Origin of the sequence: Paenibacillus qinlingensis (genome assembly GCF_013204845.1) — a bacterium.
Taxonomy (GTDB): Bacteria; Bacillota; Bacilli; order Paenibacillales; family NBRC-103111; genus Paenibacillus_E; species Paenibacillus_E qinlingensis.
The window spans coordinates 495663-510995 of the sequence record NZ_JABMKY010000004.1 but is presented as its reverse complement, the minus strand read 5'-3'; the positions used below and the strand labels follow the sequence as shown (position 1 = coordinate 510995).

General features: G+C 45.8%; 15 protein-coding genes. 3 read left to right on the top strand and 12 right to left on the bottom strand.

Annotated features, from left to right (window positions below):
- Nucleotides 1–35 precede the first annotated feature (35 nt).
- From sufU to HQN88_RS11745, 7 genes are all read right to left on the bottom strand, one after another.
- Nucleotides 36–470 carry a Fe-S cluster assembly sulfur transfer protein SufU gene (gene sufU / locus HQN88_RS11775; protein ID WP_173111337.1) on the bottom strand — a complete coding sequence of 145 codons (435 nt, stop codon included), beginning with the start codon at nt 468–470 and terminating at the stop codon, nt 36–38.
- Nucleotides 457–1683, bottom strand: a complete 1227-nt coding sequence (locus HQN88_RS11770; RefSeq protein ID WP_173111334.1) for a cysteine desulfurase — start codon at nt 1681–1683, stop codon at nt 457–459. The genes sufU and HQN88_RS11770 overlap by 14 nt, the downstream gene beginning before the upstream one ends.
- Nucleotides 1680–2975, bottom strand: coding sequence for a Fe-S cluster assembly protein SufD (gene sufD, locus HQN88_RS11765; protein WP_173111331.1), 1296 nt, complete (start codon nt 2973–2975; stop codon nt 1680–1682). The genes HQN88_RS11770 and sufD overlap by 4 nt, the downstream gene beginning before the upstream one ends.
- A gap of 53 nt (nt 2976–3028) precedes the next feature.
- Complete coding sequence (sufC, locus tag HQN88_RS11760) at nt 3029–3859, bottom strand: Fe-S cluster assembly ATPase SufC (protein WP_173111328.1); 831 nt, start codon at nt 3857–3859, stop codon at nt 3029–3031.
- A 166-nt stretch (nt 3860–4025) separates the two neighbouring features.
- Nucleotides 4026–4595: a DUF1802 family protein gene (locus tag HQN88_RS11755; protein WP_173111653.1), complete on the bottom strand. Its 570-nt coding sequence runs from the start codon at nt 4593–4595 to the stop codon at nt 4026–4028.
- 131 nt (nt 4596–4726) lie between these two features.
- Nucleotides 4727–4897: a hypothetical protein gene (locus HQN88_RS11750; protein WP_173111325.1), complete on the bottom strand. Its 171-nt coding sequence runs from the start codon at nt 4895–4897 to the stop codon at nt 4727–4729.
- Nucleotides 4898–4990: 93 nt separating this feature from the next.
- On the bottom strand, nt 4991–5449 hold the full coding sequence (locus HQN88_RS11745; protein WP_173111322.1) for a Dps family protein: 459 nt from the start codon (nt 5447–5449) through the stop codon (nt 4991–4993).
- A gap of 238 nt (nt 5450–5687) precedes the next feature.
- Between HQN88_RS11745 and mtnK the strand changes: the two genes are divergently transcribed.
- Together mtnK and mtnA are read left to right on the top strand one after the other, a co-directional pair.
- Nucleotides 5688–6908, top strand: coding sequence for an S-methyl-5-thioribose kinase (mtnK, locus tag HQN88_RS11740; protein WP_173111320.1), 1221 nt, complete (start codon nt 5688–5690; stop codon nt 6906–6908).
- Nucleotides 6905–8005, top strand: coding sequence for an S-methyl-5-thioribose-1-phosphate isomerase (gene mtnA / locus HQN88_RS11735; protein WP_173111317.1), 1101 nt, complete (start codon nt 6905–6907; stop codon nt 8003–8005). The genes mtnK and mtnA overlap by 4 nt, the downstream gene beginning before the upstream one ends.
- 566 nt (nt 8006–8571) lie before the next feature.
- On the opposite strand, the gene HQN88_RS11730 is transcribed toward mtnA, so the two are convergent.
- On the bottom strand, nt 8572–9540 hold the full coding sequence (locus tag HQN88_RS11730; protein ID WP_173111314.1) for a helix-turn-helix domain-containing protein: 969 nt from the start codon (nt 9538–9540) through the stop codon (nt 8572–8574).
- 35 nt (nt 9541–9575) lie between these two features.
- The gene (locus HQN88_RS11725; RefSeq protein WP_216855692.1) at nt 9576–10592 is read right to left on the bottom strand and encodes a Gfo/Idh/MocA family protein; all 1017 of its coding nucleotides are present in this window, start codon (nt 10590–10592) and stop codon (nt 9576–9578) included.
- Nucleotides 10593–10852: 260 nt separating this feature from the next.
- On the opposite strand from HQN88_RS11725, the gene namA reads away from it, so the two are divergent.
- Nucleotides 10853–11857: an NADPH dehydrogenase NamA gene (gene namA / locus HQN88_RS11720; protein WP_173111312.1), complete on the top strand. Its 1005-nt coding sequence runs from the start codon at nt 10853–10855 to the stop codon at nt 11855–11857.
- Between the two features lie 57 nt (nt 11858–11914).
- Here namA and HQN88_RS11715 read toward each other — a convergent pair whose 3' ends face one another.
- From HQN88_RS11715 to HQN88_RS11705, 3 genes are all read right to left on the bottom strand, one after another.
- Nucleotides 11915–12796: a M15 family metallopeptidase gene (locus HQN88_RS11715; RefSeq protein ID WP_246320172.1), complete on the bottom strand. Its 882-nt coding sequence runs from the start codon at nt 12794–12796 to the stop codon at nt 11915–11917.
- A gap of 178 nt (nt 12797–12974) precedes the next feature.
- Entirely contained in the window at nt 12975–14270 is a 1296-nt protein-coding gene (locus HQN88_RS11710) for a homocysteine synthase (RefSeq protein WP_173111309.1), read from the bottom strand.
- A 178-nt stretch (nt 14271–14448) separates the two neighbouring features.
- A complete protein-coding gene (locus HQN88_RS11705) occupies nt 14449–15333 on the bottom strand; it encodes an ABC transporter ATP-binding protein (protein WP_173111306.1) in 885 nt (294 codons plus the stop codon).

Sequence of the window (15333 nt, the reverse complement as noted above, 5' to 3'; positions counted from 1 at the left end):
TTCCATATCTTTAACCTATTCCAACCGCAAATGCGTTAGTTATCGGTCTTATGAGAATGTTCAATCCCTTTGCGTAGTGCATTCCACGCCAGAGTTGCGCATTTGATCCTCGCTGGGAATTTATTAACGCCCGACAGAGCCTCAATGTCTTCGTACTCAAATTCAACGGATTCGCCCTTCATCAAGCCAGAGAAATCATCAGCCATCTTCAGTGCTTCTTCGATTGTTTTCCCTTTGACTGCATCCGTCATCATGGATGCAGAGGATAAGCTAATCGAGCAGCCTTCACCTGTGAATTTCGCCAATTTCACGATTCCCTCTTCAACTTGCATCTGTAGGGAAATTTTATCCCCACAGGTTGGGTTGTTAAGATCAATCGTAACGGAGTCGCCGGACTCAAATTTTCCACGGTTGCGAGGAGTTTTATAGTGATCCATAATTACTCTACGGTATAAATCATCCAATTGCATCGCCGAAGTACTCCTTTGTTTTCAGTAAAGCCGTCACCAGACGGTCTACATCATCTTCCGTATTATATAGATAAAAGCTTGCACGAGCTGTGCTGCTTTGTTCTAACCATCTCATAAGTGGCTGGCAACAGTGGTGACCCGCACGCACTGCAATACCCATGGAATCCAACACGGTAGCTACGTCATGAGGATGAACATCTCCAAGATTGAACGTTACAAGTCCTGCACGATTCGTTGTAGGCCCATAAACAGCTAAATCTGGAATTTGCATCATCCGGTCCAACGCATAATTCGTAAGCTGAACATCATGTTTAAATATGTTATCCATCCCAACTTCGGTTAAGAAGTCGATGGCCGCGCCAAGCCCAACTGCTCCTGCAATCATAGGCGTTCCGCCTTCGAATTTCCACGGAAGTTCTTTCCAAGTCGACTCATAAAGATCGACATGATCGATCATTTCTCCGCCAAACTCAACAGGTTCCATGTTATTCAGCAAAGACTTCTTCCCATACAATGCCCCGATTCCGGTAGGGCCACACATCTTATGACCGGATAATGCATAGAAGTCACAATCCAAATCTTGCACATCCACTTTCATATGAGGCGTGCTTTGGGCACCATCGACCATGATTTTGGCACCATGCTTGTGGGCAATAGCGGCAATCTCTTTGATCGGGTTAATAACGCCGAGCACGTTGGACACATACACAACCGAAACAATTTTGGTACGATCGGTAATGGTATTCTCGACATCTGCTAGGGATATGGATCCGTCTGGTTGAAGCGGAATATATTTTAAAGTAGCGCCTGATTTCTTAGCAGCTTGCTGCCAAGGGATCAGGTTACTGTGATGCTCCATCGGTGTAAGGACGATTTCATCGCCCTCACGAAGTACCGATTCCGCAAAACTAGCTGCCACAATATTGATAGCGGTTGTTGTGCCTCTAGTGAAAATAATTTCCTGCTCACTGGCTGCGCCGATGAACTTCGCCACTTTGGCTCTAGCTCCTTCATACGCATCTGTTGCTCGGGAACCTAGGGTATGAACCCCGCGATGAACGTTCGCATTATCCCACTCGTAGTAATGCTTCAGTGCCTCAATCACCTGAATAGGCTTCTGGGAAGTAGCAGCACTATCCAAGTAAACCAGAGGATGACCGTTCACTTCTTGCTTCAGAATGGGAAAAAGTTCACGTATCTCGGCAGTTATCATTGTCCTAGCTTCCTCTCCACTAAGCTTTGCAGCTGTTCTTCAACGCTCTTAACTGGAATTACGGAAACGACTGGTGCCAAGAATCCGTAAATAATTAAGCGTTGAGCTTCTTCTTTTGTAATCCCACGGGACATTAGGTAATGAACTTGTTCTGCATTCACTTGCCCAACACTCGCAGCATGACCTGCTTTAACATCATCTTCATCAATTAGAAGAATCGGGTTCGCGTCTCCGCGAGCTTTCGGGCTAAGCATTAAGACTTTCTCGGTTTGTTGACCGTTACAGCCTTGTGCGCCTTTTTCGATCTTCGTGATTCCATTGATAATCGCTGTAGAGCTATCACGCATAACCGCACGTGTAATCATATCACTTGTAGACGCTTTGCCCCAATGAACAGCGCGAGTCGTCAAGTTAAGTTTCTGCTCATGCGTGCCCACACAGATTACTTTCGCATCGGAGTCGGAGCCTTTCCCTTTGAGAATGGATGTCGTATCGGACATCGAGTTCCCGTAGTTCAATTCACCAACAACCCAGCCGATACGGGAATCATCTTCAAGGATCGCACGACGATACGTGAGATCTGTTACGGATGCTTCCAGGCTGTGAATGGAGGAATAGCTAACGCGTGAACCTGGTTTTGCGAACACTTCAACAATCCCGTTCTGTACAAGATCTGCGCCGCCAACGGAAGACACAAAGTTATCTACATATGTTACAGAGCTGAATTGTTCAGCAACAATCAGAACATGCGGTGCAAACGTAGCTTCTGCATCATCTGCAACAAACAACGCTTGAAGTGGGATATCAACAACTACGTTTTTCGGAACGTAGATGAAAATACCGCCATTCCACAATGCTGCATGCAAAGCTGTAAGTTGATTTTCATTCGCTTGAACAGCCTTCATGAAGTAAGGCTTAACCAAATCTCCATGTTCACGAACAGCCGTTTCAAGATCAGTGAAAATAACGCCTTGCTTCTTTAATTCTTCGGACACTTGATTGAACACGATACCGGAGTTGCGTTGTACGATCAGGTTGTCAGATTTCGTCAAGCCCTTCGTCACTTCAGGCAACGCATCTAGTGAGCTCAAAGCTGCTTGCTCTTTATAGGAACCGTAGGCGGAAATGCTCCAACGGTCGATTCTTGTTTTTTCTAGTATAGGTAATTCCAACGAATTCGCTAATGCTACCCCTTCAGTACGAAGGGCTGTCATCCACTCCGGCTCTTGCTTGCTGCGGGAGAGCTCAGTAACAGCATTAGTATCGATGGAAAGTGTTGTTTTAGTGCTCATGATTTCCTCCATTTATAAGTATCTTTGACCCTAAGATCAAAGTCTCTCATCTCCTAGTACTTCGGCCCTGGTGTGTTCATAGGAATTTTGAATTCTTCCTCATCTTGACCAACCGTTTCATCAACAATGCCAAGTTCTTCTTTGATCCAATCGTAACCGTCCGCTTCCAAACGCTCAGCGAGCTCAGGACCACCGGATTTTACGATGCGACCTTGCATCATAACATGTACAAAATCAGGTTTAACGTAGTTGAGCAAACGTTGGTAATGCGTAATGATCAAGAATCCGCGCTCTTCACTGCGCATGGCATTAACACCTTCAGCAACAATGCGCAAAGCATCGATATCTAGACCGGAGTCGATTTCATCGAGGATAACGAATTTAGGCTCAAGCAAAAGCATTTGAAGAATTTCGTTACGCTTTTTCTCACCGCCGGAGAAGCCTTCGTTCAAGTAACGGTGCATGAACTCAGGGTTCATTTCCAGTTGCTTCATTTTCGCTTCCATTTGACGGATAAATTTGATCAAAGAAATTTCGTTGCCTTCACCGCGGCGAACATTCATGGCACTGCGCAAGAAGTCAGCATTCGTTACGCCAGTAATTTCGCTTGGGTATTGCATAGCCAAGAACAAGCCAGCGCGTGCTCTCTCGTCAACAGCCATCTCAAGAACATCTTCGCCATCTAACGTAACAGAACCCTCTGTTACTTCATATTTCGGGTGACCCATTAGCGCGGATGCCAATGTACTTTTACCCGTACCATTCGGCCCCATGATCGCGTGAATTTCGCCGCCTTTGATTTCTAGGCTAAGACCTTTCAAAATTTCCTTTCCTTCGATGGTCGCTTTCAGACCCTCTATTGTAAATGTTGATGAATTTGCCATTTTCTTTAAGCCTCCATAATGTTTGAGTGTACTAGATAGATGACAATCAAATGAAATGATTATCACTGATTCTCATTAGAATAATTCTATTATAACTTACTGTAACAAATCAAGAAAGGGCAATTCCATGAAAAAGGCGAGCGTTTTGTGAAATGCTACGTGAATTTTACGCCAAAGTACGTTTTATTTCAGCAACTTGTGCGGTAAATTCTTCCTCATTCAACACGGGAGTCATGCCGGAATCATCCGGTACCAAGGCCTGTAGTTGTATCCATGATTTGCAGCCAATGTAGGCCTGTTCGATCTCAATGTGGATGGGTTGGTTCAGGGTATAGACCCTTAAAATCATTATATGCAGCGGGTTTTTACGTTTCCACTTCAAACGCTCTTCTGTGAAATTTTCTGTCCAAATATGAAAAGGTAATAGCTGATTGAGCTTTTCTTGGTCGCTGACTTCGATATCTTCCACCATACGGGCAAAGGAATTGATTGTTACGTGTGTATCTTGCGCGCTCCAGTTGACCAACGTTTCATCGATAATCCCGCGATATTGCTCTTTCAATAATTCTTTTCTCTGATGCTCATATGTTGGATAGAGAAAGAAATCATTCGATTCCACCTGGAAATCTCTTGTTTCTTCGACAATACCTCCCTTGCGCATAATAAAAATTTGCGAGCCAGCCTCTAACGCTTTAACCGCTGATGCCCATTCCTTTAAAGCCTTTCCATACCCCATAAATGCCAACCCCTCGTTCTCCTCATTAATCTACCTATTATAAATAATCTTTGTACGCAAAACAAATCACATTGACATTTTTCGGGAAAAATAAAAAGGAACAGCCCCCGAATTTCGGCCATTCCTTGATCTTATTTCACTGATTGTAGGTTATTCGTTAGCCCCATTCGGGCAAACTGCTCTTGATTATGTTTCATCGGATTCGGATCTTGCGTAATGTCAGGTGCGTCGGCATGGTACGCAAGAAGTAGTAAAATGGTGCTTACAGCAGCAATGGCAAATATGACATTCAGGACTTTCATCCATTTCACATCCCTCGAATCCATTTGTCTCAAGGATAGTTGAATTTCATTTTGCGAATGTTTGAATTAGTTAAAGATTGTGTAAATGTCTCCTTAACCTAGAAAAGATTGCAGCATCCAGCGATGCTTTTCCAATGAAGTTTGGATGGCTAACAACATATCTGACGTTGTATCATCACTCGCTTCCTCACAGATCTGCATACCCGCCTTCAGCTCTTGCGTAAGGATTGTGAAATCTTCAACAATCGCTTCAACCATCTTGGTAGCTGTTTCTGAGCCAGAGGCTTCTTTTAATGAAGATATGTCTAAGTAAGCTTTCATCGTGGCTGCTGGTTGACCGCCAATCGCCAATAATCGTTCTGCCAACTCATCCACATGAAGCGCAGCTTCATTGTAAAGCTCCTCAAATTTAACATGCAGCGTAAAAAATTGATTTCCTTTTACATACCAATGAAAATTATGAAGCTTAACGAACAGTAAATTCCAGTCGGCAATTTGCTTATTAAGCACCGTTTGAATTGATTGCGTTGAAACTAATGTTGCGCTCGTCATTCAAATCCTCCTTCATTTTGGCTAAAAATAGTCCTTGTACACGCTAATTTACGTCTATTACGCGTATTTTATGTAAAATAAACGACATTTCTGAAAAGTGTATTTCATGCGGAAACAATTTGTCTTATACTAGGTAAAGACAAATAATACTCAGTAACTTAGTTGGAATTAATTCCAATCACTTAAAATGATGCATACGAAGTCAGTTTTCTGACGAAAACTTTTAGGAGGTTCATTCATGTCCACTTATCATCCGTTATCGGAAGCGCAAGCCATTGAATACGCTCGCCTTATTCCGCAATTATTTCAACCAGGTTCTGATCTGACCAGCCAAGAAATCGGGGATGGGAATTTAAACCTCGTATTTCGTATATCAGAGGGAGCTACAGGAAAAAGTATTATTTTAAAGCAAGCACTTCCTTATGCCAAAGTTGTTGGGGAATCCTGGCCGCTAACGCTTGATCGTGCGCGCATTGAGAGCGAAGCTTTGATTATAGAAGAAGGGCTCGTGCCAGACCTAGTCCCTCATGTGTACGCCTATGATGCAGACCTTGCGCTGACAGTCATGGAAGATTTGAGCGATCATGTGATTATGCGTCGTGGTTTAATCGAAGGTAATCAATATCCGCTTTTTGCTGAACACATCGGACGTTTTCTAGCCAATACGTTGTTTTTTACATCCGACTTAGGGAAAAATCAACAAGAGAAAAAGATTCAATCAGGTCGTTTCATTAATCCAGAACTGTGCAAAATTACGGAAGATTTGATCTTCGATGATCCTTATCGTGATGCGGAAACGAATAATATTGAAGCAGTGATCCGCGATGCAGCGGAGCAGCTTTGGGCAGATAGTGAACTTCACCTCGAAGTTGCGATTCTGCGCAATAAGTTCCTCACTTCGGCACAAGCCCTGCTTCATGGCGATTTGCATACGGGCAGCATTTTCATCAAATCCGATTCCACGAAAGTAATTGACCCTGAATTTGCTTACTATGGGCCAATGGGCTTTGATATTGGTGCTGTGCTTGCCAATCTCCTACTTAACTTTGCTGCACAAGAAGGTTGGAGTAAGGATGAAGAAAGCCGTTCTGCATACCGCGCATATTTAACACAAACCATTAAGGATGTATGGACACACTTTGAAGAAAACTTCCGTGCCCTATGGAATGAACAAGGCGTTGACCGTGTATTTAGCGCTCCAGGATACCAAGATTACTTCTTGTTACACTTGCTGCGTGATACGGTTGGATTCACTGGTGCCAAAATGGTCCGTCGCGTAGTGGGTCTTGCCCACGTCGCCGACATAGATAAAATCGAAGATGCTGCCGCAAGAGAACGCGCACAGCGCATGGCTTTAACGATCGGCACAGCCAGCATTCGAGCTAACCGTCAGATAACAACGATTGATGAACTAATCGCAATCGCAACACGAGCAGCAGAAAGAGGTTTTGTACTATGACGAACAATGTAAAAGATGAAACTGCAGGGACAAACAACGCACAAAATGAAGTACAAGGCGCCCTACAATCCTTGCGCTGGAACGGCCAGCAGTTGGATTTGCTGGATCAACGACTGCTGCCGGAAGAGATTGTGTATTTGGCGCTGGAGACACCCATTGAGGTGTGGGAAGCGATTCGGCACTTGAAAGTTCGCGGCGCACCTGCGATCGGGATCGCCGCCGCGTATGGGGTATATCTCGGCATCCGCGGCGTGGATGCCGCAGTTGATGGGCTTCTGGCGGAAGTCCAGAAGCAAGCGGACTACCTGGCGACGTCGCGTCCAACAGCGGTGAACTTGTTCTGGGCGCTCGATCGCATGCGTGCAAGAGCGGGAGCTTTGGCATCCGAGGGCATGAGCCCGGATGCGTTCAAAGATGCGCTTCTTGCAGAAGCGCAAGTCATTCAAGCGGAGGACGAAGACACCAACCGCCGTATCGGCGAACATGCGCTCACGCTGTTCGAGGATGGGTTCGGCGTGCTGACGCACTGTAACGCCGGTGGTTTGGCTACCGCCAAGTACGGCACGGCGCTAGCGCCGTTCTACTTGGCGAAGGAACAAGGGCTGAACATCAAAGTGTTCGCCGATGAAACACGGCCGGTGCTGCAAGGCGCGCGGCTCACGGCTTTTGAACTGCAGCAGGCTGGCGTAGACGTCACGCTGATCTGTGACAACATGGCCGGCGCGGTCATGGCGAAGGGCTGGATTCAAGCGGTCATTGTCGGAACGGACCGCGTTGCGGCGAACGGCGATGTCGCCAACAAAATCGGCACATACAGCGTAGCTGTGCTGGCGAAGGCGCATGGCATCCCGTTCTATGTGGCAAGTCCACTGTCGACGATCGACTTGAACACGCCGACTGGCGGCGATATTCCGATCGAGGAACGCCATGAGGACGAGATCACGCAAGGTTTTGGCAAGCGCACAGCGCCTGTTGGCGTGAAAGTGTTCAATCCGGCGTTCGATGTGACGCCGAATGAGTATGTAACCGCGATTATCACGGAAAAAGGTATCGTTCAGGCTCCTTATGGCGAAAATCTGCGTAAGCTTTTTGAATAAATCTTCATTGGGTCCAATGGGTTGCGTTTAACTGGAAAAACTCCAGTTAAATTCATCAACTTCTGCTAAATTTTAAGTTTAGATGGAAAAACTCCAGTTAAATTCCGGCTTTCTGCTCCTTTTAAGGATAAAGCCGGAAAATAGCTGGAGTTTTTCCAGTTATTCGGCTCAAAGTGAGAAATTGGCGTGAAATAGCTGTATGTTTTCCAGTTAGTAGAGGACTAGCGTGCGGCTGGTTGGTGGATTACGGAGGCTGGTGGCAGATTTGTGGCGGTTGGAGTAGCTAAGTTTCAGATGGGATTCAGGTTCTGGTATGTGGGTCGCGGAAGCTGGTGGCAGATTTGTGGCGGTTGGAGTAGCTAGGTGTTCGGATGGGATTCAGGTTCTGGTTGGTGGGTCGTGGAGGCTGGTAGCAGATTTATGGTGGTTGGAGTAGCTAGGTGTTCGGATGCTGTTCAGTTGCTAGATGCTTACTAGTTTGCTAGTGTGCAGCGTGCATTGCTAGATTGCGAAACAGAGCTGTCCAGCAGTAGATTCTCTACTTACGGACAGCTCTGTTTTGTTGTTTACATCGTGCTCGCATGTTGGAGCAATGTATTTTCACGATAGGCATTAGGCGTTGTGCCATGCGCCTTCTTGAATACGTAGTGCAAGTAATTGCTGGATGTGAAGCCGCTGCGCTCTGCAATTTTCTCCAGCGTCAGCGTGGTCTGCTGCAGCTCGCTGCATACGAATTTGAGGCGAATTTGCTCCAAGTATTCGCTGAAGGAAACATTGGCCTTCTCCTTAAAAATCCGTTGAAGCTGCCTAGAACTAATTTGCACGCGTTCTGCAACTCCCTCTAAGGTTAAGGGACGACGGAAATTATCCGTAATGAATTGAACGGCCATTTGATAGCGATAGTTCTTCATATCACGGGCCGGCAGATTAACGCCCTGCTGTTCTGGTTTATACGCACTAACAGTTCTTAACAGCATCTGGATGATGGACTGTTTAATGACTGTATATTGTCCTAACTGGTTGTTCCTCCATGCTTCGTATGCGACGAGGAAGCATTTCATCGCTTCATGGCGATCCACTGCTGGCGAATGCGGCAGCTCACTAAGCTGTCCAATGCACGCTTCAGCTTCTGCTATCTCCCATTCCTCTCCCCAACCAGAGGAGGACATCGCAGAAGCTCCTGCTTCTTCCTTATCCGAGAGTTTCACAATATCCACATGGAGACATAGTTCGCCCATCGCTTCATGCTCATCCGCTTCTTGCCGATGAATGACACCAGGTGCTGTGACGTAGAGCAGCCCTTCATGGAGTGGATGTGTAATCCCATCTAGAATAACTCTCCCTTTGCCGCAAGGGATATAGTGAATCTCGTATTCGGAATGCTGATGATAATTGACGATTGCTCCTGCCAGAAAGGAAGTCAGATGACAACGCAATACTCGAATTCCGTAAGCTCCCCAACGGAAGCTTAATTCCAGGCGATCTAACGCCATCGGATTTTCTAACATAGGTTCGAAGTAAAAGGGTTGACTCATAGGGGAAACACCGCTTCCTTTCTAGATTGTGCAGATTAGTTTGCCAGGGAATCCAATCGAACTTGACTTTTGCTAGCTACGGATAGATTTGAAGCTTCCATTAGCTTCGTTAAGTCTACAGCCAATCCGATATTTTCGGTAGCTTTCGTACCATTTTGAATATGTGCTACCCATTGATCAAACGCAGTTGGTTTCGCTTCCGGTATAGATTCATAAGCCACCCATTGTCCTGTCGCTTCTTCCAGCTTGTTCGTGCGCAACAAGATGCGGCCATCATGCTCTGAGTATAGTACACTGCCTGCCGTGCCATGTACTTCTATAACGAATGGTGAGAAAGCATTCACAAACCCTGCTTCAACGATGCCTACCGCACCATTCTCATATTGGAGCACCGAAACGGCATTATCTTCAACTTCTCTTCCCGTCACATAGCCATAAGAAGCGCTTACAGCGACAGGCAGGCCTAGTAATAGACGGTTGAGATACATCGGATGGCAACCAAGATCGATGAGTGCTCCGCCACCACATTGCTCGGCATTATAGAAATGCTGCGGCAACCAGCCATTCGGATTCGCCGTAGTCGAAATTCCGCCATTATGCGAGAGTCGCGTACGCACAAGCGTGATTTGACCTAGTAACTCCTTAGCAACGATATCTTGAATAGCCAATGTAGATGGTGAATTTAAACGCGGTAGGGAGACTGTTAAGGTTACGCCTGCTTCCTCAACAGCTGCAAGGATCTCATTCACTTCGTGAAGCGTAGGAGCTATGACTTTCTCTGTAAAAATATGTTTACCTGCCCGTGCAGCAGCGATGATGACATCTCGGTGAATGTTGGTTGGTGTATCTACAACAACGGCTTCGATTTCTGGATTGGCTAGTAACTCTTCAAGACTTGCATAGAAAGCCACACCTCGTGTTTCGGCTTCTTGCTGCCCTCTTTCTGCAATTTCGTCCCAAATCGCAACGATCTCTGTATCCGGGTGCTCGTTTACCTGTTTCGCATAATCCTTTGCATGTACATGCCAGAAACTCAACATTGCTACTTTCATCCTGAATGACCTCCAAATAAGTGACTTGGGTTCATTGTATCACGGGCTTGAAAGCGGATAAATTTCGAATTCGTGACAGATGAAGGTGCAAAATTACGACATACTCGCATTGATTATCTTACACGAAGATTATGATAGAATGACTGGAACGTCAAGCTTTTTCAGTAATAATCTTAAAATTGATAATTCCTATGTGTTTAGTATACAATTAAGGAATTATTTCATATCCCCCTCACATACCCTGAAAGGAGTTCATTCCTATGTTATTTACCCCCTATACCATTGCGGGCGTTACTCTCAAAAATCGGATCGTCATGTCACCTATGTGTATGTATTCTTCAGATGAATCCGGTGAAGTCAAGGATTGGCACCATACTCACTACGCTACACGGGCCGTTGGTCAAGTCGGACTCGTCCTACTAGAAGCAACTGCAGTCACTGAGCAAGGTCGGATTTCAACACGGGATTTGGGCATCTGGGAGGACGCACATATCGATGGCTTGAAGCGCATTGTCACTTCCATCCATGGACATGGCGCCCATGTCGGCATTCAGCTTGCACACGCAGGCAGAAAAGCAGTCCTCGACACACCTATCATTGCCCCATCCCCCATCCCGTTCTCAGATACGTTCAAAACACCTGATGAAGCTACACTGTCAAACATTCAAGAGACAGTTCAAGCATTCGCTGATGCGGCTGACCGTGCCAAGCAAGCAGGATTTGACGTTATTGAAATACATGCGGCGCACGGCTATCTCATCAATGAATTCCTATCCCCCTATTCGAATCATCGTCAAGATGCATACGGTGGTGATCAAGAGGGACGATTCCGCTTCTTACGTGAAACGGTTCAGGCTATTCAAACCCGTTGGGATGGTCCCCTATTTGTCCGTATTTCGGCCCATGAGTATGTGGAAGGAGGACTTACGCCGCAAGATCATGTCTATTTTGCTACACAGCTCAAAGAGCTTGGCGTCCATCTAATCGATGTAAGCTCTGGCGGCAATGCACCAATCGTTCCACACTTTTTCCCAGGCTACCAAGTACCATTCGCCGAAGAAATTCGTACCAAAGTGGCCCTCCCTGTCGGTGCTGTCGGACTGATCACAGAACCGCAGCAAGCGGAGGAGATTCTTCAGAATCAGCGTGCTGATCTTATTTTTCTAGGTAGAGTGCTGTTGCGTGATCCTTATTGGGCGAGAACAGCTGCCCGTGACTTACGCGTCGAACTCGCGCCTCCAACGCCTTACCAAAGAGGCTGGTAAACAAAAACAACCCCACATGGATTTTTCAGGATCCTAGTGGGGTTATTTGCTATACCGTTATTTCGAAACTGGAACAGTGTGATAATATTCTTCCATCGTTACGTTCTTCGACTGAATTTCCTTGGCGATGTCGGTTCCTACATATCGCAAATGCCAAGGCTCATATTGATAACCCGTAATCGCAGCCTTTCCTTGTGGGTAACGGATAATAAAACCGTACTCACTTGCATGCTTCTCTAACCAAATGGCTTCCTTCGTTCCGCCAAAGCAATCTGACGCTGCGCATTTGCCATTACTACCCGCTACATCAATGGCAAGCCCCGTCTCATGCTCGCTTGTTCCTGGTACCGCGCTATACGTTTTGGCCTTTTCTTCCCCGTCTTTTTTCACATAAGCTTCAAAAAGGGATTTCTGTGTTGCATACGAACGATACGCAGAAACACCTGCTAACGGAACACCATCTTTTGCCGCTCCAGCGAATAGCTTCTCTATGGCCGTTGCTGCGACTTGGCGCATTTTGCGTTTATCGATTTTTTCGGAAAATGTAAAGGCAATGTTCGGATACACAAGATCTGTCGGTTCATAGCTCGATGGCAGTGAGTTCATCTTATTGACCAGAGCCGTAATACTTTCAGGTTTGGCAATCACTTGAACGGCGCCATTCTTAGTTGGCGTAGAGCTTGCTGCCGGTGAAGTCACAGGATTCGACGATGGTTTCCCTGTAGCCGTAGCCGCCGGTGAAGTCGTTGCTGGTGTCGTTCCTGCACTTGGGGTAGCCGTAGGGCTTGTTGTCACACTAGCAGAAGGTGTTGGACTAGGCGAAATCGTAGAGGCTCCTTCGTTCTTACTCCCACAACCTGCCACGATAGTTAATGCCAAGAGTATGGCAATAGATACGTTCATTTTAATTTTCATGTTGGTTTTCATTATTCCTTTCATTTCGTGTCGTCATGCCTCCTAGAGGTTGAAAAAGCTTTTCAAAGTAATAGACCGCGATTTGGTTGAAAAAGTTTCATTCTCGGTACTATTTTAGCTAAACAAAAAAGGCTGCATTTAGGTTGAGCTCCTAAATCGCAGCCTTCTCATATTTTATGCGGAACGGGTTAATGTTTCAAGTTTACTTCTGACTAGCGATGATGGCTTGTTCCAAATCATAAATAATATCCTCGATCGCTTCTGTTCCAACGGATAAACGGATAAGTCCAGGAGATACACCAGCTGATGTTTGTTCCTGCTCATTCAATTGCGAATGCGTAGTACTTGCAGGATGAATAATTAAGGATTTGGAATCTCCCACATTGGCCAAATGAGAGAATAGCTCTACAGCATGTATCAGCTTTTTGCCCGCTTCAATGCCGCCCTTAATACCAAAGCTCAATATGGCGCCTTGACCTTTCGGTAAATATTTCTTAGCCAGTGAATACGACGGGTGGCTCTCTAAACCAGCATAGCTTACCCACTCCACGGACTCATGTGCTTCTAAATATTGAGCAACTTTCAACGCGTTGGAGCTGTGGCGCTCCAGACGAAGATGCAGCGTTTCTAAACCTTGTAATAATAGGAATGAACTATTCGGGGACAGCGATGCGCCCAAGTCACGCAATAATTGCACACGTGCTTTAATAATATAGGCAATCGGACCAACTGCGTCTGTGTAAACAACACCATTATAACTCGGGTCTGGCGTCGTCAAACCAGGGAATTTGCCACTTGCTGCCCAATCGAACTTCCCTCCGTCTACAATGACCCCACCGATGGTTGTACCGTGACCTCCGATAAACTTAGTCGCAGAGTGCACTACAATATCGGCGCCATGCTCGATCGGTCTAAGCAAATAAGGACTTGGGAACGTATTATCTACGATAAGCGGGATGCCATTTTCGTGCGCAATCGCCGCTACGGCTTCAATGTCCAAGACATCCCCTTTGGGATTGCCAATGGATTCCGCATAGATGGCTTTTGTTTTATCCGTAATCGCAGCTCGGAAATTATCAGGATTACTAGCATCTACGAATTTTACTTTGATCCCTAATTTAGGCAATGTATTTGCAAATAAATTGTATGTACCACCATATAAAGCGGAAGCCGATACGATTTCATCACCAACTTCGGCAATGTTCAAAATCGAAAACGTAATAGCTGCTTGTCCGGATGCCACAGCAAGCGCAGCAGGTGCCCCTTCCAGTGCGGCAATACGCTGTTCAAATACATCTGTCGTCGGATTCATAATTCGTGTATAGATATTGCCAAACTCTTTAAGTGCAAATAAATTAGCCGCATGCTCGGTGTCGTTGAACACATAGGACGTCGTTTGATAAATAGGAACCGCTCGTGAATTTGTCGTAGGGTCAACCTTTTGACCTGCGTGAATCGCTAGTGTTTCTGGTAGATGTTTACGTTCAGAATTTGACATGAACATGCCTCCTAGGATAATGAATCATTGTAAGATCAATCAAAGTAATTGTAACACATTTAATTCCTACTAAAATAGTATGATATAAGTTTAATGGAATAATCTACCTAAAGTCAACATAAGAATTTCGAACATGTGAAAGCCCGCAATCGAAACCAACTTCGATTACGGGCATTCCTTATGATTTGTCCTGTGGGAGTAATATAATGCGTCCATTTTCCATTTCTACCCGCATCTTATTCGTTCCAGCAGCACCTATGGATTCCAGATAGTTGGCTGGAATTTGCAGCCTGCCTGCCTTGTCGACGACCGCATATTCAACATGAGAGTCTTCTTCTGACGAAATGATCCCCTGCTCTAGCTCCAGCAATTCTTCTTGATAGGATTTGCGCCGCAGTATTTCAGATGAGGTTTTGCCATCACGAATCGCAACAACACGGTCCACTTTCTTCGCTAGATGAGGATCGTGCGTAACGATCACAACGGTCAGACCGAAGTTGCGATTTAACTCTCGGAACAGATCAAGGATCTGATTCGCCATCTTCGTATCCACAGATCCGGTCGGTTCGTCCGCCAGCAAAAGCCTAGGCTGATTAGCTAGTGCAATCGCGATCGCCACGCGCTGCTGCTCTCCGCCAGAAAGCTCATTAAGCTTGTTATTTCTCCGATGGCTCAAGCCTACAGCATCCAATAAATCCATCGCACGATAGCGCTTGCGCCGTCCCTGCAGCAGAATAGGCAATTCCACATTTTCCAATGCTGTCAAATAAGGAATCAGGTTACGGGCATTATTTTGCCATACGAAGCCGACAGTTTCCCGCTTATATTTGACCAAATCAGACTCTTTAAACTTCAATAAATCTTTCCCATCCACAATCAGATTACCAGCCGAAGGTCGATCCAGCCCTCCCAGCATATTAAGCAACGTCGATTTCCCGCTCCCACTATTGCCGATAATCGCCATCAATTCGCCTTCTTGAATATGAAGGTCAAGACCTTGCAGCGCAACAACTTCAAGATCAGCCGCTTTATAAATTTTAACTAAATTCTCACAATGTATCAT

Coding starts and splice junctions, on each gene's coding strand:
- sufU (WP_173111337.1), bottom strand. CDS start 470: ATGCAATTGGATGATTTATACCGTAGAGTAATTATGGATCACTATAAA.
- HQN88_RS11770 (WP_173111334.1), bottom strand. CDS start 1,683: ATGATAACTGCCGAGATACGTGAACTTTTTCCCATTCTGAAGCAAGAA.
- sufD (WP_173111331.1), bottom strand. CDS start 2,975: ATGAGCACTAAAACAACACTTTCCATCGATACTAATGCTGTTACTGAG.
- sufC (WP_173111328.1), bottom strand. CDS start 3,859: ATGGCAAATTCATCAACATTTACAATAGAGGGTCTGAAAGCGACCATC.
- HQN88_RS11755 (WP_173111653.1), bottom strand. CDS start 4,595: ATGGGGTATGGAAAGGCTTTAAAGGAATGGGCATCAGCGGTTAAAGCG.
- HQN88_RS11750 (WP_173111325.1), bottom strand. CDS start 4,897: ATGAAAGTCCTGAATGTCATATTTGCCATTGCTGCTGTAAGCACCATT.
- HQN88_RS11745 (WP_173111322.1), bottom strand. CDS start 5,449: ATGACGAGCGCAACATTAGTTTCAACGCAATCAATTCAAACGGTGCTT.
- mtnK (WP_173111320.1), top strand. CDS start 5,688: ATGTCCACTTATCATCCGTTATCGGAAGCGCAAGCCATTGAATACGCT.
- mtnA (WP_173111317.1), top strand. CDS start 6,905: ATGACGAACAATGTAAAAGATGAAACTGCAGGGACAAACAACGCACAA.
- HQN88_RS11730 (WP_173111314.1), bottom strand. CDS start 9,540: ATGAGTCAACCCTTTTACTTCGAACCTATGTTAGAAAATCCGATGGCG.
- HQN88_RS11725 (WP_216855692.1), bottom strand. CDS start 10,592: ATGAAAGTAGCAATGTTGAGTTTCTGGCATGTACATGCAAAGGATTAT.
- namA (WP_173111312.1), top strand. CDS start 10,853: ATGTTATTTACCCCCTATACCATTGCGGGCGTTACTCTCAAAAATCGG.
- HQN88_RS11715 (WP_246320172.1), bottom strand. CDS start 12,796: ATGAAAGGAATAATGAAAACCAACATGAAAATTAAAATGAACGTATCT.
- HQN88_RS11710 (WP_173111309.1), bottom strand. CDS start 14,270: ATGTCAAATTCTGAACGTAAACATCTACCAGAAACACTAGCGATTCAC.
- HQN88_RS11705 (WP_173111306.1), bottom strand. CDS start 15,333: ATGATACATTGTGAGAATTTAGTTAAAATTTATAAAGCGGCTGATCTT.